The organism is Methylosinus sp. Ce-a6 (assembly GCF_009811655.1).
Lineage (GTDB): Bacteria > Pseudomonadota > Alphaproteobacteria > Rhizobiales > Beijerinckiaceae > Methylosinus.
The window spans coordinates 59,961-80,552 of record NZ_BGJX01000012.1; the positions used below are offsets into that span (position 1 = coordinate 59,961).

At 64.9% G+C, this 20,592-nt stretch carries 20 protein-coding genes; 9 read left to right on the forward strand and 11 right to left on the reverse strand.

What is annotated here, in order from left to right:
• Nucleotides 1–6 precede the first annotated feature (6 nt).
• Nucleotides 7–1,227 (reverse strand): NADH-quinone oxidoreductase subunit D, encoded by a 1,221-nt coding sequence (locus Mspo_RS09935; RefSeq protein ID WP_159729286.1) that lies wholly within the window; start codon nucleotides 1,225–1,227, stop codon nucleotides 7–9.
• Nucleotides 1,228–1,305: 78 nt separating this feature from the next.
• Here Mspo_RS09935 and Mspo_RS09940 point away from each other — a divergent pair, with 78 nt between their 5' ends.
• The 7 genes from Mspo_RS09940 (at nucleotide 1,306) to Mspo_RS09970 (ending at nucleotide 6,865) form a co-directional block, all read left to right on the forward strand.
• On the forward strand, nucleotides 1,306–1,482 hold the full coding sequence (locus Mspo_RS09940; protein WP_159729288.1) for a DUF1328 domain-containing protein: 177 nt from the start codon (nucleotides 1,306–1,308) through the stop codon (nucleotides 1,480–1,482).
• A 149-nt stretch (nucleotides 1,483–1,631) separates the two neighbouring features.
• Nucleotides 1,632–2,531 carry a YihY/virulence factor BrkB family protein gene (locus tag Mspo_RS09945; protein ID WP_159729290.1) on the forward strand — a complete coding sequence of 300 codons (900 nt, stop codon included), beginning with the start codon at nucleotides 1,632–1,634 and terminating at the stop codon, nucleotides 2,529–2,531.
• 28 nt (nucleotides 2,532–2,559) lie between these two features.
• Nucleotides 2,560–3,447 (forward strand): Ku protein, encoded by an 888-nt coding sequence (locus tag Mspo_RS09950; RefSeq protein WP_244613299.1) that lies wholly within the window; start codon nucleotides 2,560–2,562, stop codon nucleotides 3,445–3,447.
• Nucleotides 3,448–3,466: 19 nt separating this feature from the next.
• On the forward strand, nucleotides 3,467–5,080 hold the full coding sequence (ligD, locus tag Mspo_RS09955) for a non-homologous end-joining DNA ligase (protein WP_159729294.1): 1,614 nt from the start codon (nucleotides 3,467–3,469) through the stop codon (nucleotides 5,078–5,080).
• Nucleotides 5,077–5,964, forward strand: a complete 888-nt coding sequence (gene ligD / locus Mspo_RS09960; RefSeq protein ID WP_159729296.1) for a non-homologous end-joining DNA ligase — start codon at nucleotides 5,077–5,079, stop codon at nucleotides 5,962–5,964. Before ligD (Mspo_RS09955) ends, ligD (Mspo_RS09960) begins: the two co-directional genes overlap by 4 nt.
• A 167-nt stretch (nucleotides 5,965–6,131) precedes the next feature.
• Nucleotides 6,132–6,575 carry a CBS domain-containing protein gene (locus tag Mspo_RS09965; protein ID WP_159729352.1) on the forward strand — a complete coding sequence of 148 codons (444 nt, stop codon included), beginning with the start codon at nucleotides 6,132–6,134 and terminating at the stop codon, nucleotides 6,573–6,575.
• A complete protein-coding gene (locus tag Mspo_RS09970) occupies nucleotides 6,572–6,865 on the forward strand; it encodes a DUF3175 domain-containing protein (protein ID WP_244613300.1) in 294 nt (97 codons plus the stop codon). Before Mspo_RS09965 ends, Mspo_RS09970 begins: the two co-directional genes overlap by 4 nt.
• Nucleotides 6,866–6,948: 83 nt before the next feature.
• Here Mspo_RS09970 and Mspo_RS09975 read toward each other — a convergent pair whose 3' ends face one another.
• The 5 genes from Mspo_RS09975 to rpmG form a co-directional block, all read right to left on the reverse strand.
• Nucleotides 6,949–7,383, reverse strand: a complete 435-nt coding sequence (locus Mspo_RS09975) for an HIT family protein (protein ID WP_159729300.1) — start codon at nucleotides 7,381–7,383, stop codon at nucleotides 6,949–6,951.
• A 20-nt stretch (nucleotides 7,384–7,403) separates the two neighbouring features.
• Complete coding sequence (locus Mspo_RS09980; protein WP_159729302.1) at nucleotides 7,404–8,273, reverse strand: prephenate dehydratase; 870 nt, start codon at nucleotides 8,271–8,273, stop codon at nucleotides 7,404–7,406.
• Entirely contained in the window at nucleotides 8,270–9,016 is a 747-nt protein-coding gene (locus tag Mspo_RS09985; RefSeq protein WP_159729304.1) for a 3-deoxy-manno-octulosonate cytidylyltransferase, read from the reverse strand. The genes Mspo_RS09980 and Mspo_RS09985 overlap by 4 nt, the downstream gene beginning before the upstream one ends.
• A 145-nt stretch (nucleotides 9,017–9,161) precedes the next feature.
• Complete coding sequence (locus Mspo_RS09990) at nucleotides 9,162–9,569, reverse strand: hypothetical protein (protein WP_159729306.1); 408 nt, start codon at nucleotides 9,567–9,569, stop codon at nucleotides 9,162–9,164.
• A 673-nt stretch (nucleotides 9,570–10,242) separates the two neighbouring features.
• Nucleotides 10,243–10,410, reverse strand: a complete 168-nt coding sequence (rpmG, locus tag Mspo_RS09995; RefSeq protein WP_003612885.1) for a 50S ribosomal protein L33 — start codon at nucleotides 10,408–10,410, stop codon at nucleotides 10,243–10,245.
• 362 nt (nucleotides 10,411–10,772) lie between these two features.
• Here rpmG and Mspo_RS10000 point away from each other — a divergent pair, with 362 nt between their 5' ends.
• Nucleotides 10,773–11,867, forward strand: a complete 1,095-nt coding sequence (locus Mspo_RS10000) for an aminotransferase class III-fold pyridoxal phosphate-dependent enzyme (RefSeq protein WP_159729308.1) — start codon at nucleotides 10,773–10,775, stop codon at nucleotides 11,865–11,867.
• Nucleotides 11,868–12,049: 182 nt separating this feature from the next.
• Here Mspo_RS10000 and Mspo_RS10005 read toward each other — a convergent pair whose 3' ends face one another.
• From Mspo_RS10005 to rnr, 3 genes are all read right to left on the reverse strand, one after another.
• Nucleotides 12,050–12,838, reverse strand: a complete 789-nt coding sequence (locus Mspo_RS10005) for a hypothetical protein (RefSeq protein WP_159729310.1) — start codon at nucleotides 12,836–12,838, stop codon at nucleotides 12,050–12,052.
• Entirely contained in the window at nucleotides 12,835–13,914 is a 1,080-nt protein-coding gene (locus Mspo_RS10010; protein ID WP_201281669.1) for a GSCFA domain-containing protein, read from the reverse strand. The genes Mspo_RS10005 and Mspo_RS10010 overlap by 4 nt, the downstream gene beginning before the upstream one ends.
• Nucleotides 13,915–14,298: 384 nt before the next feature.
• Nucleotides 14,299–16,512: a ribonuclease R gene (gene rnr, locus Mspo_RS10015; RefSeq protein WP_244613308.1), complete on the reverse strand. Its 2,214-nt coding sequence runs from the start codon at nucleotides 16,510–16,512 to the stop codon at nucleotides 14,299–14,301.
• Nucleotides 16,513–16,869: 357 nt separating this feature from the next.
• Here rnr and Mspo_RS10020 point away from each other — a divergent pair, with 357 nt between their 5' ends.
• A complete protein-coding gene (locus Mspo_RS10020; protein ID WP_159729314.1) occupies nucleotides 16,870–18,582 on the forward strand; it encodes a TadE/TadG family type IV pilus assembly protein in 1,713 nt (570 codons plus the stop codon).
• A gap of 7 nt (nucleotides 18,583–18,589) precedes the next feature.
• Here Mspo_RS10020 and Mspo_RS10025 read toward each other — a convergent pair whose 3' ends face one another.
• Both Mspo_RS10025 and Mspo_RS10030 read right to left on the reverse strand, forming a co-directional pair.
• Nucleotides 18,590–19,246 carry an RloB family protein gene (locus Mspo_RS10025; protein ID WP_159729316.1) on the reverse strand — a complete coding sequence of 219 codons (657 nt, stop codon included), beginning with the start codon at nucleotides 19,244–19,246 and terminating at the stop codon, nucleotides 18,590–18,592.
• A 3-nt stretch (nucleotides 19,247–19,249) separates the two neighbouring features.
• Nucleotides 19,250–20,533, reverse strand: coding sequence for an ATP/GTP-binding protein (locus tag Mspo_RS10030; RefSeq protein ID WP_159729318.1), 1,284 nt, complete (start codon nucleotides 20,531–20,533; stop codon nucleotides 19,250–19,252).
• Nucleotides 20,534–20,592 lie beyond the last annotated feature (59 nt).

Sequence of the window (20,592 nt, forward strand, 5' to 3'; positions counted from 1 at the left end):
AGCGCTCTAGCGGTCGATCTCTCCGAAGACGATGTCGAGCGAGCCGACGATCGACGACACGTCGGCGAGCATATGGCCGGTCGAGAGGCGGTCGGCCGCGGCGAGATGGGCGTAGGAGGGCGGGCGCAGCTTGCAGCGATAGGGCTTGTTCAGCCCGTGGGAGACGAGATAGACGCCGAACTCGCCCTTGGGCGCCTCCACCGCCGCATAGACTTCGCCGGGGGGCACATGGAACCCCTCGCTATAGAGCTTGAACTGCTCGATCGTCGCCTCCATCGAGCGCTTCATGACCTCGCGCCGCGGCGGCGTGATCTTCGCGTCGAGGGCGGCGACGGGCCCCTGGCCGGCCGCCGCGCGCAGCTTTTCCACGCATTGCCGCATGATGCGGATCGACTGGCGCATCTCGGCCATGCGCACGCAATAGCGGTCGTAGCAATCGCCGTGGCGCCCGACCGGAATGTCGAAATCCATCTCCTCGTAGCATTCGTAGGGCTGCGCCTTGCGCAAGTCCCATTGCGCGCCGCATGCGCGCAGAAACACGCCCGAGAAGCCGAGGCCCCAGGCCTCCTCCAGCGTCACGGCGGCGATGTCGACATTGCGCGCCTTGAAGATGCGATTGTCGGTGAGCAGCCCTTCGAGATCGTCGCAGGTCTCGAGAAAGGGGTCGCAGAACGCCTCTATGTCGTCGATGAGCGCGGCCGGCAGGTCCTGATGCACGCCGCCGAAACGGAAGTAGTTGGCGTGCATGCGCGCGCCGGAGGCGCGCTCGTAGAACGCCATCAGCTTCTCGCGCTCCTCGAAGCCCCAGAGATTGGGCGTCAGCGCGCCGCAGTCCGAGGCCCAGGTCGTGATGTTGAGCATATGCGAGAGCAGCCGGCCGATTTCGCAATAGAGCACGCGAATGAGCTGCGCGCGCCTCGGAACCTCGAGGTCGAGCAGCCGCTCGGCGGCGAGGCAGAAGGCGTGCTCCTGATTCATCGGCGCGACATAGTCGAGACGGTCGAAATAGGGCAGGGCCTGCAGATAGGTCTTGTCCTCTATGAGCTTCTCGGTGCCGCGATGCAGAAAGCCGACATGCGGATCGGCATGGACGACGACCTCGCCGTCGAGCTCCAGCACGAGCCGCAGCACGCCATGCGCGGCCGGATGCACGGGGCCGAAATTCAGCATGAAGCTGCGCTCGCCGTCGGGATGCGGAATCGCTCGCGCTCTCTGACCGAGGCTCATCCGCGTCTCCATTCGGCGCGAAACCCGATCGGCGCGTCGGCGTTATCCCCTATCCATCCTCGAAACGGGGAGAAAGAAATGAGCGATCTTCTGCGCTGGGCCATCGTCTTCCTGGTAGTCGGTCTGATAGCGGCCTTCTTCGGCTTCGGCGGCGTCGCCGGCACCGCGGTGGAGGCGGCGCGCATCCTCTTCTGGGTGGCGGTCGTGCTCTTCGTCATCGCCCTCGTCGGCGGCCTGCTGCGGCGCGGCGTCTGACGAAGGTCAACGCTCCGCGAGGGTGAAAGTTGCCGTCGCGCGCCATGCGCGGTCGGGTCTGTTTCAACGCGTTTCCGGACGCCGGACCGGCGTCCACTTCGGCTGGAAACGCTCTATATTCCCGCCCGGACAGCGCGGGGACGAGCGGCGTGGACGAAGTCGAGAACGCGGTCTTTCGGCGCGCCCTCGGGCCGCTCGCCCCGCAGGCGGAGCGCCTGCCCGCGGTCCTGCGCGCGCCGCTCGACGCCTTTCTGCATTTCAGCGAGCGCGACGGTTTCGCCATCGCCAGCCATATCGCTCTGTCGACGCTGATGTCGCTGTTTCCCTTTCTCATCGTGGTGACGGCGCTCGCCGGCCTCATCGGCTCGAAGAGCCTCGCCGACGAGGCGGGACGGTTGCTGCTCGACGTCTGGCCGCGCGAGGTCGCAGGCCCGATCGCCGGCGAACTCCAACGCGTGGCGACGACGCCGCGCGGCGGCACGCTCACTTTCGGCGCGCTCTTTTCCGTCTATTTCGCCTCGAGCGGCCTCGAGAGCCTGCGCATCGGCTTGAACCGCGCCTATGAGACGCAGGAGACGCGCAGCTGGTGGCTGCTGCGGCTCGAGTCGATCCTCTATGTCGTCGGCAGCGCCGCGGCGCTGCTGGCGCTCTCCGTGCTGGTCGTGCTCGGTCCGCTCATCATCGATGCGGCGGCGCGCTATCTCGACTGGTTTCCGCCCTTTGCGACCATGGTCGATCTGGCGCGCTACGCCATCGCCACGCTGATTCTGGCGCTCACTCTCTTCGCCATTCACTTCTGGTTGCCGGCGGGCCGGCGGCGCTTTCGCGACATTTGCCCCGGCGTGCTGGCGACTCTCTTGCTCTGGCTCGTCGCCGGCGCCGCCTTCGGCCGCTATCTCGCGGCTTTCTCGGATCGCTACGCGCTCACCTATGCGGGCCTCGCCTCGGCGATGATCGCGCTGGTGTTCCTCTATTTCTCGGCCGTCATCTTCATCTATGGCGGCGAGCTCAACGCCGCCATCGCCCGCGCGCGCCGCGGCGCTAAATGAGGGGATAAGCAAGAAAGGTCGCGACCTCATGGCTCCTCGCGCGCGCGCCTATTGGCAGGGCTATCTGCGCCTCTCCCTCGTCTCCATCGGCGTCGAGCTCTATGCGGCGTCGGCGAGCGCCCAGACCACGGCGCTGCATCAGATCCACAAGCCCACGGGCAAGCGCGTGCGCTACGAGAAGGTTGCGCCCGGCGTCGGTCCGGTCGATGCGGCCGATATCGTCAAAGGCTTCGAGATCGGCGACGATTCCTATGTCGTTCTCGAGCCGGACGAGCTCGACGAGATCAAGCTCGAGAGCGGCAGGGCGATCGAGCTCGTGCAATTCGTCGGACGCGACGAGATCGATCCGCGCTATTTCGAGAAACCCTATTATCTCGCGCCGGAGGGCGACGTCTCGACCGAGGGCTATGTGGTGATCCGCGAGGCGCTCAGTCGCGCGAACAAGATCGGCATCGGCCGTCTCGCCATGCGCGGGCGCGAGAGCATCGTCGCGGTGACGCCGCTCGGCAAGGGCCTGCTCGTCGAGACGCTGCGCTATGCGAATGAGCTGCGCGCCTATGAGCCTTATTTCGCCGAGATCAGCGAGGGCGAGAGCGATGCGGAGATGGTCGCGCTGGCGACCGAGCTCATCGAGCGCAAGACCGCGCCCTTCGATCCGAAGGTCTTCAAGGATTCCTACGCGGAGGCGCTGCGCGCGCTGGTCGAGCGCAAGCGCGAAGGCCGCGCGATCGTCACCACGGGCGAGGAAGAGCGGCGCGGCCCCGGCAAGGTCATCGATCTCATCGAGGCGTTGAAGCGCAGCGTCGGCGAGAGCGCGCCGAGGCAAGCGCGCAAGGCGCGCGCGGCCGCCTCGCCCGCCGCCAAGCCGGCGAAGACGCCGAGCGCGACGAAGGGAGCGGCCAAGAAGCGCGCCTGACCGGCGCAAAAGGAGCGCCATGGGTTCATCTGCGCGCTCGGCGCGTCGCGCGGCGCCTGCCGCTCCTTGTCCCCGCGCGCGGGGAGAAGGCGAGGGCGAGCCGCCGCTCGCGGCCCGTCGCGCCAAGCGTGATTTTCGCCGAACCGCGGAGCCCGTCGGCGCCCTGCGGACGAAGGGGCAGGGCGCCTATGTCGTGCAGAAGCATCGCGCGCGTCGCCTGCATTTCGATTTTCGTCTCGAGCTCGACGGCGTGCTGAAGAGCTGGGCCGTGACGCGCGGCCCGAGCCTCGATCCGCGCGAGAAGCGCCTCGCCCTGCGCATGGAGGATCACCCGCTCGACTATGGGAGCTTCGAGGGAACGATCCCCGAGGGTCAATATGGCGGCGGCGAAGTGATGCTGTGGGATCGCGGCCGCTGGACGCCCAAGGGCGATCCCCGCCGCGGCCTCGACGAGGGGCGCCTCGAATTCACGCTGCGCGGCGAGCGGCTCGAGGGCGGTTTCGCGCTCATCCGAACGCCGCGCCGCCGCGGCGAGAAAAAGAAGAGCGGCGAGAAAAAGGAGAATTGGCTGCTCGTCAAAACGAAGGACGCAAATGCCGACGCGGATTTCGATCCGATGCGCGAATGGACGCGCAGCGTCGCGACGGGCCGCAGCTTCGAGGAGATCGCGGCGGGCGAGGCCGCGCGCCGGCCTCTGCCGAAATTCCGCCGGCCGCAGCTCGCGACGCCGGCCGCCGCGCCGCCCCAGGGCGAGCATTGGCTGCATGAGATCAAGTTCGACGGCTATCGCGCGCTCGTCGCCACCGCCGGCGGCAGGAGCCGCGTCTACACGCGCTCCGGTCTCGATTGGACGAGCAAGTTTTCGGGGATAGCCGAGGCCGCCGCGCAATTGCCGGCGAGAAGCGCGCTCGTCGACGGCGAGATCGTCGCTCTGGACGAAAAAGGCCGCAGCGATTTCGGTCTCTTGCAGCAACTGCTGGAGAAGCGCCCGCGCGCGCTTTTCTTCTACGCATTCGACCTGCTGGAGCAAGACGGAGAGGATGTCTCGGGAGAGACGCTGATCGAGCGCAAGTCGCGCCTCGCCGCGCTTCTAGAGGAGGCGCCTTCCGCCATACGCTACAGCGGCCATGTGGTCGGCGCCGGAGCGCGCTTTCTCGCCGAGTGCCGGCGAATGGGGCTCGAGGGCGTCGTCTCCAAGCGGATCGACAGGCCCTATCTCTCTCGGCGCACGCGCTCCTGGATCAAGGTCAAATGTCTCGGCCGCGACGAATTCGTCGTCGGCGGCTATCGACCTTCGACGAAGAAGGGGCGCGAATTCGCTTCGCTCCTGCTCGGCGAATTCGAAAATGGCGCGCTGCATTATCGCGGCCGCGTCGGCGCCGGCTTTTCCGACGGCGCGCTCGCCCGTATCGGCGCCGCGCTGCGCGCGCTCGCGCGCAAGAGCTCGCCCTTCGCCGCGCTTCCGGCCGAGATCGCGCGTCAGGCGCGTTTCGTCGCGCCGCGCCTCGTCGTCGAGATCGATTACACGGAGCGCACGAAAGAAGGCCTGCTGCGCCATCCGGTCTTCAACGGCCTGCGCGAGGACAAGCCGGCGCGGGAAGTGGGCGCGGACGCACCCGGAGGCGCGCGATGATCCGCCTCACCAATCCGGACAAGCCGCTCTATCCGGCCGCCGTCCATGTCACCAAGCTGAGGCTCCTCGATTATTGGCGGCGCGTCGCGCCGGCCGCGCTGCCGCATATCGCCGGGCGGCCGCTCTCGCTGCTGCGCTGTCCCAACGGCTCCGCGCGCGGATGCTTCTTTCAGCGTCATCACCGGCGCGGCCTGCCGAAGGGCCTCATCGCCGCGCCGATCGCCGGGAGCGATGGCGAAAGCGAAGATTTCCTCGTCATGGACGATCTCTCCGGGCTCGAAGGCGCGGCGCAGATCGACGCGCTGGAGCTGCACATATGGGGAGCCCATATCGACAGCGTCGAGCGTCCCGATCGCCTCGTCTTCGATCTCGATCCGGACGAAAAGGTGTCTTTCGGGGAGGTCGAGCGCGCCGCGCGGGATTTCCGCGCTCTGCTCGAGGCGGCGGGGCTCGCGAGCTTCGCGCTGCTCACCGGCGGCAAGGGGCTGCATGTCGTCGCGCCGCTCGACGACCGGCTCGACTGGCCGGCTTTCAACCGCTTCGCCAGAGGCGTGGCGACGCGCCTCGCCGCGGATGATCCGGCGCGTTTCACGGCAGTGGCGACAAAGGCGCGGCGCGTCGGCCGCATCTATATCGATTATCGACGCAATGAGCGCGGCGCGAGCGCGGTCGCGCCCTTCTCGCCCCGCGCGCGGGAGACGCCCTCGGTTGCGACGCCGGTCTCCTGGGAGGAGCTCGGCCGGCTCGAGCGCGCCGATTGCTATTCGCTCGACGCGGTCGAGAACCGCCTCTCTGCGCCGCGCGCCGATCCTTGGCCCGGCTATTTCGATCTGCGACAGGGCCTCTCGCCGGCGGCGCTGCGCATGTTCGCCGGGAAGCAATGATTCTTCAGGCTCCGCTTTCGCAAATTGTTCCGCCGCCCGGCGGCGCCATTCGCGTGACGCGGCCGCTCGCCTGCGGTCTCGCGGTCGCGGCGCTCGGTCGTCGAAAGCGTTCGAGGAACTTTCGCCGGCCCCGCCCGTTTTCTCATACGAAACAATGGAGGCGAATGATGAAAGTCGAAGACATCATGACGCGTGACGTCTGCCTCGTCGAGCCGGATCAGACGATCTGCGACGCGGCGCGACGAATGGCCGAGCTCGACGTCGGCCTTCTGCCCGTCGGCGAGAATGATCGCCTTGTCGGCATGGTGAGCGATCGCGACATCGCATTGCGCGCCGTGGCCGCCGGCAAGGGCGTCGAGACCAAGATCCGCGACGTCATGACCCGCGACGTCCGCTATTGCTACGCGGACCACGAGGTGGAGGATGTCGCGCAGAACATGGCCGAGCAGCAATTGCGGCGTCTGCCCGTTCTCGATCGCCGCAAGCGGCTCGTCGGCATCGTGTCGCTCGCCGATATCGCCATGGATCGCGACGCCGGTCTCTCTGGCGCGGTTCTGCGCGGCGTCTCCCAGCCCGGGGGCCATCATTGCCAGAGCGCGCGCGCCGCGTGACCGGCGCGAACGGCGGCAAGCCGTCCTATTGGTCGGCCGAGGTCGGGCGCAAGAGCAATGCGCTGGACCTCGAGCCGGACGTCTTCAAGCTCGACGAGCCTATCGCCATCGCGCGCTCGCTCAAAACTTCGGCCGAGGCGAGTGGGCGCCGCAAGAGCGCGCCATTCCGCTCGGCAATGTCCATGCTGAATTTCTACATAAATCGCGCCGGCCGCAATCTGCCGGCCGAGCGCAAACGGGTATTGGAGGCGGCGAAGGGCGAGCTCAGGAGAGTCTTCGGACGGGCTTGAATGTCACATCCGCCGCCGCCGAGCCGTCAAACACATATGAGCGACGTGAGGTTCGGCCGCGCTCGTCCTGCCGATGACGCGGCTCAGCCGTTGAAAGGGGCGAGCGCGGCTTTGATCTTCTCGGCCTGCGCCTTCAGCTTCTCGCCGTCGGCCAGGGTTCCCGGCGGGCGCAGGGCGACGCCCTCGAAACGCGGCAGAATATGGAAATGCAGGTGGAAGATCACCTGTCCGCCGGCGCTCTCGTTGAACTGCTGCAGCGTCAGCCCGTCGGCGGAAAAGGCTTGCTTGGCGGCCTTGGCGACATGCTGCACGCGGGTGATGAGCGCGGAAAGGGCGGCCGGGTCTATGTCCAGGAGGCCGCGCGCGGGGGCTTTGGGAATGACCAGCACATGGCCTTCGGCGCGCGGCATGATGTCCATGATCGCGAGCGCCACATCGTCCTCATAGACCTTTTGCGAGGGGATTTCTCCGCGCAAGATTTTGGCGAACACATTGTCTTTGTCATAGGCTGCGGCCATGGGGCTCTCCCGGCTGAAAACTAATCGCCATATTCGTAGGAACGCTTGTTCTCCATGCGGAAGCGATGCGCCGGATAGACGCCGATGATCTCCAATTCCTTGGAAAAAAAACGCAATTCGTCGAGCGCGCGGGCGAGCGGCGGCTCGTCTGGATGGCCGTCGACATCGGCGAGGAAGCGAGTCGCCGCGAATTCGCCGTCGACCATATAGCTCTCGAGCTTGGTCATGTTCACGCCATTGGTGGCGAAGCCGCCGAGCGCCTTGTAGAGCGCCGCCGGCACGTTGCGCACGCGGAAGACGAAGCTCGTCATCGTCGGGCCATTGTTGGGCGCCGGCCGCTTCGGCGTCTTCGACAGCACGACGAAACGGGTCGTGTTATGCGCGGCGTCCTCGACGTCCTCGGCGAGAATGTCGAGGCCGTAGATGGATGCGGCGAGGCGCGGCGCCAGCGCCGCCTTGCTCTTGTCGTTCCATTCCGCCACCTCGCGCGCGGCGCCGGCGGTGTCGCCCGCCGTATGGGCGATAAGGCCGAGCTCGCGGATGATCCGGCGGCACTGGCCGAGCGCATGGACATGGCTATAGACGCCGCGGAGCGTCTCGCGCGTCGCGCCGCGCGGCGCCATCAGCTGAAAATGGATCGGCAGAAAATATTCGCCGATGATGTAGAGCCCGGCGTTGGGCAGGAAATGATGAATATCCGCCACGCGGCCGGCGATCGAATTCTCGATCGGGATCATCCCCAGCGCCGCGACGCCCTCCGTGACCGCCGCGAACGCGTCCTCGAAGCTCGCGCAGGGCAGGGGCTCGCAATCGGGATAGGCGTCCCGGCAGGCGATGTCGGAATTGGCGCCGGGCTCGCCCTGATAGGCGATTTTCGGCCGCTCGCTCATCGACGGCTCCGTTGGAGTTCGGCCTGCTCATCGCGCAGGCGTTGCAGATCGGCGCTGGTATCCACCCCACGCGGGGCTTTGTCCAGGATCATGGCGTCGATGCGCATCCCGGCCTCGAGCGCCCTCAGCTGCTCCAGCCGCTCGCGAATCTCGAGCGGGGAGGGCGGCAGGCCGGCAAAGCGCGCGAGCGCCGCGCGGCGGAAAGCATAGACGCCGATGTGGTGATAATGCGGCCCCTCGCCGTGCGGCGCCGGGGCGCGGGTGAAATAGAGGGCGCGCATCCGCCGCGGGGCGACCTCCGAGCCGATCAGCTTGACGACGTCGGGATCGTCGCGCTCGCTCAGGCCGGCGGGCGCCGCGAGCGTGGCGATATCGACAAACGGGTCCGCGAGCGGCTCCAGCGCGGCCGCGAGCGCGCCGGGCGGAATGTCGGGCTGGTCCCCCTGCAGATTGACGATCACGTCATGGGCCGCCGCCGGGTCGAGCGCCGCCGCCGCCTCACTGACGCGGTCGCTGCCGCAGGCGTGAGAGCCGCCGGTCGTCACCGCGCGGCCGCCGGCCGCCTCGACGATGCGGGCGATCTCGTCCGAGTCCGTCGCGACCGCGACCGGCCCGATCGCGGCGGCGAGGGCCTTTTCCAAGACATGAAGGATCATCGGCCGGCCGGCGATCGGCGCGAGCGCCTTGCCCGGAAGGCGGGAGGAGCCCATTCGGGCGGGGATCACGACGAGCGGACGGACCATGACTTGGAACGGCTCTCCTTTGTCCGGCCGCCGCTCGCGCGGTCGGCTTTGGAACATTCGGACAAATCATGTCCGAATGTTCTAAAGCTACTTGAATTCGCATGTTCTTTTCCGAAAACCGCTTCGCACTTTTCGGGAATATGCGTCAGTAGGCGCTCTCGTCCTCGCCGACCCAGCCCTTGGCGGAGCGCACGAAGTGGAGCGTGCCCTCGGCCTTCAGCACTTCGCCCTTCTGGAAGCTCTGGTTCTGCGCCAGGCCGAGATAGGCGCAGCGCCCGCGCGAGCGCTCGTCCGCGCAATTGGCCTCATAGGCCTCGGGGAACTGCACCTCGGCCTCGTACCAGAGCTCATAGGCTTCGGCGCTCGGCGTCTTCAACGCGCGTCCATCGGTCTTCCTGAAGGAGATCAGCTTGCCGCCGACGCCCTGCTTGGAGAGCAGATTGCGCAGCACCTTGGCGCCGATTGCGTCATTGGGCTCGCGCCCGCCGCTGCAGCCGGCGAGCGCCAGCGCGACGACGCTCGCCAGCGCCAATCCGAGACCTCGCATCGTCATCTTTGTTCCTCCCGCGCCCTGGCGGCGCATTTTTGCCGCGCCCTGGCGGCGCTCTTGCCGCGCCCTGGCGGCGCTCTTCTTCGGCGGCGATGAACCGCCCGTTCTCGCGGCCCCCGGCCGGGTGGGTTTGCCACAAAGCTCGGTCCCGAGCAAAGGCGGCGTGGACGGCCATCCGCCGCAGGCGCGCGGCAACCGCCGGAGCGCGGGCGGCTCGTTGCGCAACCCGCTGTTTTCGGCTTCATATCCTGAAATTTGTAGAAAATCTTGCCAGATGGTTGCATTTTTATGCAGCTGAGCTAACTTCGGCCATGCCAAAACGAGGTGCGCGTCAGGCAGCGTCGGGGCAAGAAAAAGAAGAACCCGAGACGTGCTTTCTGCGTTCGATGCGTATCGGCAAACAACTTCGAATACCCTGCGGAGTGCTCAGGTCCGCCGCATCTCCTGGGTCCGTGGGGTTGGCCGGCTGGCGTTGGTTGGAGTGGCCTCCTTAAAGCCAGCGCCAGTCGGCCGCCTTCGTTTCGGCGGAGACGAGGCGGTCGACGGCCGGCAGGCGATGGGGGAGAAAAATCTTCCATCCTGAAACGAAACGAGCCCGGAACGGAAATCCCGTTCCGGGCTCGTTTCGTTTATCGGCGCCCGCCGCGAGGGTGGAGGCGGGAGGGCCCGCCTCGCCTCACTTGATCTTGGTTTCCTTGAACTCGACATGCTTGCGCACGACGGGATCGTATTTCTTGAACACGAGCTTCTCGGTCTTCGTGCGGGCGTTCTTCTTGGTGACATAGAACGTGCCCGTGTCGGCCGTCGACAGAAGCTTGATTTTGATCATGGCGGATTTGGCCATTGCCGTCAGTCCTGAAATCGTGAGGGGACACTCTCGCTCCGGTCCCGATCCATCACGAACCCGGCGGCGAATTGGCCGGCACCATAAGGACGCGGGCGCCTTTGTCAAGGCGGCCGGACGCGGGCCGCGTCATGCCCGCGCTTGTCGCGGGCATCCACGCCGGGACATTGCGGCGCGCGGGGAGAAGAGGCGGCATTGTTCCGCTCTTGTTCTCAGCTTTCCGGAGCGTCGTGGGTGTCGCCTGACGTCGAATTGCGGCCCTCGCCGCCAATATGGCTCCATCCTTGCTTGATGATTCACGACGGGAGCGAGGCGCGCTCGACACTTCACAAACGCGCAGCCTCGCCCTCCACCAGCGGAACATGTCGAGCGCATCATCAGATTCGGCCAACGAGCCCAATGACCTCATCGCCGGCGACGGGTCCGTGGCGGCGAGTCCGCTCGACTTTTCCGGTTCGTCGCTCGGCTTTCCGGAGAAGTCCGCGGGATCGGCGCAGCTGATGGACGAGCCGTCTCGCGCGCCAGAATTGGCGCTGGAGGCAGCCGACCTCTCCGACGCGCTCTGCGCCAAAATCGCGCCCGTTTCGTTTGGCGACCGCGTCTTCTTGTTTCACTCGGAGGCCGAGGCTTGGCGTTACGCAGTCGAGACGATCCGGCGTTACCATCGGATCGTCGGCCGTCCGAAGCGGCGCCGGCTCATCGTCTGCGCCGGAGCTTCGGATGGAGCGGGAGGCCCGCCCCCTGGCTTGGACGGCGATGGCGAAGTCTTAACGCTCCAAACCGACGATCCGGGCGCATTGGCTGCGGAAATCGACAATAAGACCGCTGGAATTCTGATCGCTCCGGTGAGGACGAAAACCGGTTTCGAGCTTGTCCCGGGAGCGCTGCTCGCCCGACTGCGCGAGACCGCGGACGAATATGGACTCGTCCTCGCTTTCGACGAAAGCTTTTGTGGCCTCGGTCGCTCGGGCATGCTGTGGGCGCATGAATGGACGGGCGTGCCCCCGGACGTGATGGTCGCCCTTCATCGGCATGGAGACGCCCCGCCGCTGGCCGCGCTGGTCGTCACGCAAAGGTTGGCGCGCGGGGCGCCGGGCCGCCCGCGCCTCGTCGATCGGGCGGCGCTCCTGACCGGGCGCGCCCTCGTGGATGCGTTGGCGACTCCGGGCCTTCTGGAACGGGTGCAGAATCGAAGTTGGCGTCTCGAAGACCGGCTCACAGAGTTGTTCTATAAGCGCCGCGGAGCGTTCACGGCGCTGGGCGGCATCGGCCTGATGCAGGGCCTGGCATGTCCCGGAGAGGCGGAGCCGATGCGCGCGATGCTCGCCGAACGCGGACTCCTCACCCGCGCCATGGGATCGTTCCTCGGCCTATTTCCTCGGCTCACGGTCGAGGAAAGCGAAATCGACGCGGCCGTATCCATCATCGACGCGGTTTGCGCGCGGGAAACGCAATGAAAGCCGCGAGGCGTTGCGAGAGCGCGCCCTGCTGCTCGACCATCTGCGCAAGGGCGACACGACGAAATATCGGGCGCTAGAGCGGTTCCAGCCGAAGTGGACGCCGGTTCGGCGTCCGGAAACGCGTCAAAACAAAAACTAAGAGTCTTTCCGTGTTTCAATGAAATACGGAAAGACTCTAGCTAGGGCGACTCGCCTCTATCGAGGACGGCTCGGGCGAGCATCGCGCCATAACGACTATTGCCGTGGAGCATGGCTCCAATTCGATCGGAGAGAGGGGCGCCTTCGGTGTCTCGCTCCGCCAGCAGGCAGAATTCGTGACGATTGAAAAGTCCGTTTTCTGCGGCGTCTTCGATGGGGGCGATGACTCTCGCGTCGTGAGCGGTGGCGAGAGCGGCGCACACCTCGCGGAAAAGCAGCGCAACCGCCTCAGCGTCGCCGAATTCCACAGCCGGATAAAATGGAGGGAATACCTCCGGCATTTCGCTTTCGGCAAGCCCTGCCCCTGGGTTTGGGGCGGCCACATAGGTGATGGGTTTGCGCGTAATCGATCGAATCATTTTGCCAATGCCGATCGCCTCGGAACGCTCCAGTATGTGCTGGCTCGTCGTTATGAAGCAAGAGTCGGACAAGAGGTAACGGCCGCGAGCGGGACCGGGCATATGGTCGCAGCAGTAGTCCCTATATAGATCGACCAGATATCCGATGTAGATGCCGTGCCCGACGATCACGAATTCGTCAAAGTCATCGATGGCGATCGAGTCACGTCCTCCGCTGAACATCGCGAGTTCGCGCCGGAGTTCGTCGGCCTCCCCCTCGATTCTGCGTCCTCGAAGCCGCAGCGCCGGAAAATGCCGAGTGTGTAGGGAGAAATAAGTCATCTCGAATCCTTGCTCCGAGATGTTATTCTCTTCGATCCCGCCCTTCAGCGCTCCGAGATGCGAATCTCCGATCAGGCAAACCTTAGTCATGGGGCGAAAGCCTCGATGAGAACCTCGTCACAGAATACCTCTTGCAGGGCATTGATCGCGGCAACGCTCGAATTGGGCGCACGAGCCTCGTCTGGCCGGCTGGGCGGTGAATCGAACGGCGCCTCGGCGGCGCCGTGTTGGCGGAAAAATGTGCGCATCACGACATCCACGCCCACGGCTGAAATAGACCGCAGGTTATTTTCATAGAAAAAGCCACGCGCCGGTGCGCCCGCGATAATTTCGTATGAGGGAAAATAGTCTATGTCTGGAAACGACATCGCGAGATAGCCAGCGACCGCGCGAAGGACGGATTTGGAATAGACCGTCGCCGCCAGAACATGCTCGCGGCCGGCGGTCGCGGTAAGCGGCACCGGCGACACTGTGAGCATGAAACGAATGTCGCTCTTGATCGACTTCAGCAAGGTTCGTAATTCGAGAAAATCTTGCAGCACTTCATCGTAGCTGAAATTCTTGAATGCGTATGACGAAGGGTCATAGCAACCGACGATCGTGCCCGGCGCTGTCGGATAGACCGTCCCGTCCGCGAGATGAATCCAAGCCTCGGTCAACCCCAAGGTAAATACGAGCAGATCGGTTCGTTCGAGCATGGATCGGACGCGAGAAAGATGCTGGCTCCGATGCGCAGCCACCGCTTCCGGCGAGGACAGCCCCTTCGGTTCGACCGAAGGACGCAGCGCGTCATAGAAGCGGCCATTTTTCTCCCAAACGCCGATCAAGGGAGCGCGAAGGCCACTGCACTCCTGGATCAATTGCAGCAGCTGACGAACGGTGTATACGTTTCCGTACCGAGCGGAATAGAGTTCGAAGCCGAATTGCTTGGCGGTCTCGCTGTCAAGGCCAGGCGGCGGCGGTTCGGCGTCGATGACCTGAAATCCGCGAAGCCGCAGCCGGTTAGCGATGTGTTGAGCGAAGCAGCTCCCCGCCGTGGCGATCCAATCGTTTCGACCGATATCGAATTTCTTTATATATAAATCTTTCAATTCGAGAGGATGTTTCTCAACGACGCCTGTTTTCCAAAAAGAACGGCTCTCAAGCCCTGAGTATGGAGAAAGCAATTTACGCTCCGAAATTATTTTGACGGTAGAGAGATTACTCGGCGACAAAAATAGCGTCAAGGGACGATGGTGTTGTTTTTTTTGTGCTTCGCGGAACTCTCTGGGCGCCGCGCCTCGTCGCGAGGAATGCCCCCGTCGGGTGTGAGATCGCTCGAAGGAGCCGCCGCTTTCTTCGGCTCGGGACTCGACCTTCTCGGGCGAAATTGCCGGAGAGGAGGCCGGAAAGCTCCGGTGAAACCGTCCGAGCTCTTTTCTGCGGCTTCGTCGTCACAATGAGAGACCGCCTTTCGGGCCATTGCGCGGCGATAGTGTCGTCGGGGCTGCGATGAGGCGCGAGTCATGGTTTGCGGCCGGCGCAGGGCGAGCCGTTCGCCGCCGCCCGCCTCACTTTCGGCGCTTCTGCTTCGCCCGTTCGACGCGGCCGCGCCCCGAGAGCCGGCCGCTCTTCATCGGCGCCGCTCTGCGTGAGCCGCCCGCCACCTCGAAACGCAGCGCGCCGGCGATCGGCGTCGCCTCGACGAGCCGCGCCTCTATGATGTCGCCGAGGCGGAAGCTCTCGCCCGAGCCGCTCGTCAGCGCATGGCCGGCCTCGTCATAGCGGAAATATTCGCGCCCCAATGTCGCCGCCGGAATGAAGCCGTCGGCGCCGGTGTCGAGCAGCCGCACGAACAGGCCGGCGCGCGTCACCCCCGAGATGCGCGCCGGAAAGCGCGCGCCGATCTGCGCGGCGAGATGGGCGGCGATGAGCCGGTCGACGGTCTCGCGCTCCGCCGCCATGGCGCGCCGCTCGGCGCCGGAGATGCGCGCCGCCACCTCGGCGAGCTCGCCGGCCGCGACATCGGGCATGGCGCCGGGGCCGAAATTCAGCGCGCGAATCAGCGCGCGATGCACGACGAGATCGGCGTAGCGGCGGATCGGCGAGGTGAAATGCGCGTAGCGGCGCAGGTTGAGGCCGAAATGGCCGTAATTCTCATGCGTATATTCGGCCTGCGCCTGCGTGCGCAGAATGATCTCATTGACGATATTCTCATGCTCCTTGCCGCGCACGCGCTCCAGAATGACGTTGAAATGCGAAGGCCGCAGCACCTGCCCCTTGGCGAGCTTCACGCCGATCGTCGCGAGGAATTCCGAGAGCGCCGCGACCTTCTCGCGCGAAGGCTCGTCATGGGCGCGATAGATGAGCTTCTGCCGGTTCTCCTCGAGGACCTCCGCCGCCGCCACATTGGCGAGGATCATGAATTCCTCGATCAGGCGATGGGTGGAAAGACGCGGCGGGACGACGACGCGATCGACCGTGCCGTCGGCTTTCAGCAGAATCTTGCGTTCGGGCAATTCGAGCTCTAGCGGCGCGCGCAATTCGCGCGCCTGATCGGCAGCCTGATAGGCGCGATAGAGCGGCTCCAGCACGCCTTCCATCAGCGGCGCGCAAATCTCGTCCGGGCGTCCGTCGAGCGCCGCCTGCGCCTGCGCATAATTGAGCTTGGCCTTGGAGCGCATCATCACGCGATGGAAGGAATGGTCGAGCTTATGGCCCTTTGGCGTGATGCGCATGCGCACGGCGAGCGCCGGACGATCCTCGTTCGGGCGCAGCGAGCAGAGATCATTGGAGATGCGCTCGGGCAGCATGGGCACGACGCGATCGGGAAAATAGACCGAATTGCCGCGCTCCAGCGCATCCTTGTCCAGCGCCGAATGCGGGCGGACGTAATAGGCGACGTCGGCGATGGCGACGGTGACGACATGCCCGCCCTCATTGTCCGGCGCCGCGTCGGGCTCGGCGAAGACGGCGTCGTCATGGTCCTTGGCGTCGGGCGGATCGATGGTCACGAGCGGCAGCTCGCGCCAATCCTCGCGATGCGCCTCGAGGCGGGCAGGCTCGGCCGCCCGCGCCTCGGCGATCGCCTCGGCGCGGAACTCGTCCGGAATGCCATGGACGCGTAGCGCGATCATGCTGATCGCTTTTTCGGTGGCGAGCGAGCCGAGCGTCTCGCGCACGCGGGCGCGCGGCGCGCCGATGCGCGTCTTGCCGATGAGATCGACAGCGACGAGATCGCCGTCCTCGGCCTCGCCGCGATCTTCCGCCGCGATCGAAAGCTCGCGGCCGGCCTGCTTCTTGTCGACCGGCTCGATGCGCGCCACGCCATTGGCGGCGACGCGCAGCACGCCGATGACGCGCGTTCGCGCCTTCGACAAGAGTTTTACCACGCGCCCGGCGTAGGGCGGCTCGTCGGGGCCGGCGTCGCGGTCCGGCTCGGCGCGCACCAGCGCGCGGTCGCCGACGCCGGGCAGGGGCTCGCCGGGCTTCGGCCGGCGCGGCGTCGATAGGCGGATGCGGGGCGGGGGGCCGAGCTCGTCGGCGTCCCATTCGGCCGGCGCGGCGACGAGCTCGCCGTCGGAATCGCGGCCCACGATGTCGGCCAGCACGACGGCGGGCAGCGCGCCGTGGCGCGTGAAACGCTTGCCGCGCCGCTCGACCGAGCCCTCCCCCTCGAGCTCGGCCAAGAGGCGCTTCAGCTCGATGCGGTCGGCGCCTTTGACGCCGAAAGCGCGCGCGATCTCGCGCTTGCCGATTTTTCCCGTATGGCCGGCGCGGCTCATCGCCTCGCGCTCGCGGGCGATGAAGGCGAGTATGTCCTCCCGCGAGGGGAGGGCGGAAGGAGGCGAGCCTGGCTCGTGCGATTTCTTGGTCAAAGTCGGTCTCGAAGGCCGCGGAATCGTCGCTCGGATCAATGTCGGGACAGCAATATATACACCGCCCGCCGCCGAACGCGCGTCGCCCGCGCCGTTGACGCTCCGTTTACGCTTTCACGAGGTTATCAAAAATTAACCCCGATCGCTCGGATCGATTTAGAGCCGGATGAGAAATTCGCCGTAAGCGTAAGCAATCGGATTTGCGCCATCGAGAGTGTCACAATGCGGCCTATGTCGGAACCGGGGCGATCGGCTCGCTCTTTCATGCAGGATCGCGGCGGCAATGTCGCGATCATCCTCGGATTGAGCTTCATGCCCGCCGTCATGATGATCGGCGCGGGAATCGACTATGGACGCATAGCGGCGGCGCGCGGCTCGCTGCAGCAGGCGGCGGACTCCGCCGTGCTCGCCGTCGCCAAAGGCATCGTCAGCTCCACCACGGATCAACAGGCGCGCAGCCAGGCGCAGGTCTATCTCTCCGCCAATTATCGCAATCCGACCGCGGCGGTGAGCTCGGCGACGATCGCCACGGATCGGCTGTCGCTCTGCATCACGGCGCAGGCGCAGATCTCGACCGCCATCATGAAGATCGCCGGGACGAGCACGATGTCGACCCAGGTGACCGCCTGCGCGGCGCTGCAAGGCGGCGTCAGCCCGACGGACACCTATGAGATCGCGCTGGTGCTCGACAATTCCGGCTCGATGAGGCGGAGCACGAGCGGCACGACCAAGATCCAGGCGCTGCAGAACGCCGCGACGAGCTTCGTGAATACGATGTTCTCCAAGGCGCCGGGGCGGGTGAAATTCTCGGTGGCGCCCTTCGCCGGCGGCGTCGTCGCGGTCGATCCTTCCGTCTCGACCAATCGCGGCCTGTCATGGATCGACCTCGCCGGCGCCAATTCGCAGCATTGGATCGCTTTCAGCAATGGCGAGGTCGACAGCAGCGGCAAGGTCGACCCCGTGAAGGCCAAGGCCGATGCGAATGCGGTCGGTTTCACCAATCGCTTCGATATTTTCAACAAGCTCAAGGCGCGCAATTCGAGTCTCGACTGGCGCGGCTGCTTCGAGGAGCCCGCCTACCCGTATAATGTGCAGGATGTGACGATCTCCTTGGCCAATGCCGAGTCCTTGTTCGTTCCCTATCTCGCGCCCGACGAACCCGACGGCGACGAAAATTACGGCAACAGCTATCTCGCCGACAACGACACCAAATCCTCGGTCTGCAGCAATACGGCGACCAGCGAATGGGGCAAGCTCACCCGCATCTGCAAATATAAGGGGAGCGCTTCGATCAGCGGCTCCTTCGGTCCGACGAGCTTCTTCGGGCCGAACCAATTCTGCCCCGACAATCGGACGCAGACGGTTCTTCAACTCTCTTCGACGCAGACGACGATCACCAACAAGATCGGCCAGCTGGCCGCCAACGGCAACACCAATCTGCATGCCGGCTTCATGTGGGGCTGGCGGACGATCTCGCCGGTCGGGCCTTTCGCGCAGGGCAATGCCTATAGCGCCGCCGGCAATCACAAGGTCATCGTGTTCATGACCGACGGTTTCAACCATTGGGGAACGCAGACGAGCACAGTGGTCGGGTCGGATTACGAGGCGCTCGGCTATTACACCTACAATGGCACGGCCAATGCGCGTCTTCCAGACGGCAGGACGGGCGACGGCGTCAATTACCGGTCGAAGCTGACGGCCTCGGCCGGAAGCAGCTCGAGCTACCTATCGACGTCGCGCGGCGCCGTGGACGAGCTGACGCTCGAGGCCTGCACGAACGCCAAGGCGGCGGGAATCGAGATTTTCACCATCGGCTTCTCGATCTCGACCGATCCGATCGACTCTCAGGGCCTGACACTGTTGAGGAACTGCGCCACCAACGCGGAGCACTATTTCGCGGCGACCGACGCGGATAGCCTCAACCTCGCCTTTTCGACGATCGGCACGGGCCTCGGCTCGCTGCGGCTGACGCAGTGAGGGGAAATCAGCGCTTCGGCCTGTGAAGCGCTGCGGCCTCGCGGATAGCGGCGGTCAACTCGCCGGCGGTGGTGGACGGGCGCCCGAAAGGCGCCCGTTCTTTTTCGCGGCTTTGCAGCTGCGCTCTGGCGCGTTGCTCGGCGATTTCGACTCGCGTGACCATTTCCTCAAAGTCGCAGGTCTTGGCGCCGTTCGGATCATATTCGGGACGTAGAAGCTTGAGATGTATGCAAACAGCGTGACGGTCGGCGGGGCTATGAAACTCTTGCTCATGCAGGATGAGCCACACCTCGAAGCAAGGGTTCGAACGGCAGACTCCGACTCCGGTCGAAATGCATAGAGCAACCGCTTCGTCGAAGCGTGGATGATCGTCGACGTCGAAGGCCGCCCAGACTTGATCGCCTTCCTCGAAGGAGTTTTTCGGCTTGCGTCGGCTTCGCTTCGCCAGCCCTTCCTCGATCGCCCGCGCGACCGCGCGTTCCGCCACGGTCATGGGCACGCCGGCCTGAATCGTCTCGACCTTTATCAGCGCGTTCCGATAGTGGCGCTCCAACGCGCGGAAATAGGACGGTTCGGTCTTCTTTCCCTCGCAATAGATGATGATGCGGCGCTTCGGCTGGCGCTTGGCTTTCTCGCGCGCGAGATCCCGGTGGTCGCGCGCCATGCGTCAGTTCGTCTTGAAAATATCGGCGGCGGCGCCGGCGAAGGGAATCGCGCCATAGCGGCCTTGCAGGTAGCCCTTCTCGAGATTGTCGCCCTTGCGCGTCTCTATGTCTGTGAGCGGATAGAGATGCGTCGCGCCGGTCTCGTCCTTCTCGGTGAACCAGACTTGATCGCGTCGGAGGGCAGGGGCGTTCAGCAGATTGGTGTCGTGCGTCGTCACGATCAGCTGGGCGCCTTTGGGGTTCGTTTCTTTGGACGCGAATAGGGAGAGAACCAGTTCAGACGCTCGAGTGTGCAATCGACTCCCGAATTCATCGATCACACAAAGGTAGCCATGTTCAAGCGCACGGAACACGTTTCCGAGAACGCCGAGCATTTGAATAGTCCCCGCACTTTCATCCGACATATCGAGAAATACGGTGCGTTCGTCTGTCGTCCTGTGACCAAATTGAAGCGACCGATGATTACCCAATACTTCGACTTTTACCTCGTTCGGTGCCTGTGATCCTACAAATTTTTCGACTGCAGTTAGCAGGGCCTCTTGGAGTTCCAGCTCGCGCTGTTCAGCGAGGCGCTCACTGACTCGAGCTTCAGTGATCCCAGTGTCAATTCCCCGAAGAAATGAAATTGCTCTCGGATCGACGCCCTGGCTAGCAAGCTTAGAAGAAAGAAACGCTATTGGTTCGACTTCCGCCAATTCAATTGTCGATGAAGAAAAAAACTTTGCGGCTTCACTCAACTCCTCATGATTATTCTGCGCCGCTGCCGACAAAAAAAGGCTGTTCGGCCGCGTCAAATCCTCGATGACCTTGTTCCGCCCCTTCAAGCTCCGCCCGAATTTGAACTCCTGACGATCGCGCTCGAACAGCAATGTGACCGGCCCGCCGCGCCACACATGCAGCGATTCCTGCGTGAACTCGTTCCCCAGCGCCTCGAAGCGATAGGCGTAGCGCGCGCCGTTCCAGACGAAGTCGATGGAAAAGACGCTCGGCTTCGTCGCATAGGCCGGATCGAGCAGGAAGGGCTTCAGCGGGATCGGCGCGCCCGGCTCGCCCTGGCGGTGCGAGTTGCGGACCAACTCCTTCATATGCGCCATCGCCCGCACGAGATTGCTCTTGCCCGAGGCGTTGGCGCCGTAGATCACGGCCGAGGGAAGGATTTTTTCCGAGCGCAGCGCGGGCGTCTCGATGAGGCCCACGGGCTCGTCCTTGAGCGCGGAGGCGATCATCGACAATTGTTGCTCGTCCCGCAGCGAGCCGAAATTGGCGGCGGAAAAGCGCAGCAGCATCGGATCGTCCTTTAGCCGTTGCGCATTCTATAGGCGATTTTCGTCGACATTTCGTGAAT

Excerpts from the sequence above, each read along its gene's own strand:
- Mspo_RS10025 (WP_159729316.1), bottom strand. The coding sequence starts at position 19,246 with ATGGCGCGCGACCACCGGGATCTCGCGCGCGAGAAAGCCAAGCGCCAG.
- Mspo_RS09985 (WP_159729304.1), bottom strand. The coding sequence starts at position 9,016 with ATGGTCCGTCCGCTCGTCGTGATCCCCGCCCGAATGGGCTCCTCCCGC.
- Mspo_RS10000 (WP_159729308.1), top strand. The coding sequence starts at position 10,773 with ATGTCGAGCGCATCATCAGATTCGGCCAACGAGCCCAATGACCTCATC.
- Mspo_RS09940 (WP_159729288.1), top strand. The coding sequence starts at position 1,306 with ATGAGCGATCTTCTGCGCTGGGCCATCGTCTTCCTGGTAGTCGGTCTG.
- ligD (WP_159729296.1), top strand. The coding sequence starts at position 5,077 with ATGATCCGCCTCACCAATCCGGACAAGCCGCTCTATCCGGCCGCCGTC.
- Mspo_RS10005 (WP_159729310.1), bottom strand. The coding sequence starts at position 12,838 with ATGACTAAGGTTTGCCTGATCGGAGATTCGCATCTCGGAGCGCTGAAG.
- Mspo_RS09980 (WP_159729302.1), bottom strand. The coding sequence starts at position 8,273 with ATGAGCGAGCGGCCGAAAATCGCCTATCAGGGCGAGCCCGGCGCCAAT.
- ligD (WP_159729294.1), top strand. The coding sequence starts at position 3,467 with ATGGGTTCATCTGCGCGCTCGGCGCGTCGCGCGGCGCCTGCCGCTCCT.
- Mspo_RS09990 (WP_159729306.1), bottom strand. The coding sequence starts at position 9,569 with ATGACGATGCGAGGTCTCGGATTGGCGCTGGCGAGCGTCGTCGCGCTG.
- rpmG (WP_003612885.1), bottom strand. The coding sequence starts at position 10,410 with ATGGCCAAATCCGCCATGATCAAAATCAAGCTTCTGTCGACGGCCGAC.
- Mspo_RS09965 (WP_159729352.1), top strand. The coding sequence starts at position 6,132 with ATGAAAGTCGAAGACATCATGACGCGTGACGTCTGCCTCGTCGAGCCG.
- Mspo_RS10030 (WP_159729318.1), bottom strand. The coding sequence starts at position 20,533 with ATGCTGCTGCGCTTTTCCGCCGCCAATTTCGGCTCGCTGCGGGACGAG.
- Mspo_RS09975 (WP_159729300.1), bottom strand. The coding sequence starts at position 7,383 with ATGGCCGCAGCCTATGACAAAGACAATGTGTTCGCCAAAATCTTGCGC.
- Mspo_RS09950 (WP_244613299.1), top strand. The coding sequence starts at position 2,560 with ATGGCTCCTCGCGCGCGCGCCTATTGGCAGGGCTATCTGCGCCTCTCC.
- rnr (WP_244613308.1), bottom strand. The coding sequence starts at position 16,512 with ATGAGCCGCGCCGGCCATACGGGAAAAATCGGCAAGCGCGAGATCGCG.
- Mspo_RS09935 (WP_159729286.1), bottom strand. The coding sequence starts at position 1,227 with ATGAGCCTCGGTCAGAGAGCGCGAGCGATTCCGCATCCCGACGGCGAG.
- Mspo_RS10020 (WP_159729314.1), top strand. The coding sequence starts at position 16,870 with ATGCAGGATCGCGGCGGCAATGTCGCGATCATCCTCGGATTGAGCTTC.